Consider the following 251-nt stretch of genomic DNA (forward strand, 5'->3'; position numbering starts at 1 on the left):
GTGCTTCACCGGTCGTAGTGAAAGTCTTTGAATTATCGTCTCGCACCTTATTCGATAGCCAAGATTTCTTTGCTTTGTACGACGATGCATCGCAAGTGCTTGGTCCTGATCTAATCAATCGCACCGAGTTCGAATTTGAACCAGGTAGCCAGTTTGAATATAAATTGTCGTTGTCTCCGGGCGTTCGTTATGCCGGTGTATTAGTTGCTTATCGAGATATCGACACCGCCAGCTGGCGTGAAGTAGTAACT

The 251-nt window shown here is 45.8% G+C and carries 1 protein-coding gene; it reads left to right on the forward strand.

All coding sequences use genetic code 11. From position 1 onward, the window contains the following. A partial coding sequence (tssJ, locus tag Q4528_RS15045) for a type VI secretion system lipoprotein TssJ (RefSeq protein WP_303522493.1) occupies positions 1–251 on the forward strand: 251 nt, incomplete at both ends.

The organism is Staphylococcus pasteuri, assembly GCF_030547725.1.
In the GTDB taxonomy this organism is placed as follows: domain Bacteria; phylum Bacillota; class Bacilli; order Staphylococcales; family Staphylococcaceae; genus Staphylococcus; species Staphylococcus pasteuri.